Below are 222 nucleotides of genomic sequence, written 5' to 3' on the forward strand. Positions count from 1 at the left end.
GAGTTCATAGTGGCGACGTGACATCAAAGACCTCCAAATCCGAGGCCTTTCAATAACTAATCCATTCAAATAGCTAGCCTATTTATGAGTGCGCGGCCTAGGTGTTTGGTCCCAGCATGTGATGGTGCGGTTTGACGATAAAGGCTTCTGGCTTTGATTTCCAGAGTTCCTGAATTGCTTCATAGGGTGTTTTGAACTTCAAGGCTTTGAGTTGTTTGGCAA

Annotated in this window: 1 pseudogene; it reads right to left on the minus strand. The window is 45.0% G+C overall.

What is annotated here, in order from left to right:
- Positions 1-97: 97 nt before the first annotated feature.
- Positions 98-222, minus strand: a pseudogene (locus F9K91_RS25805) (IS481 family transposase); the annotation flags it as partial.

This window comes from Brucella tritici (assembly GCF_008932295.1).
GTDB lineage: Bacteria > Pseudomonadota > Alphaproteobacteria > Rhizobiales > Rhizobiaceae > Brucella > Brucella tritici.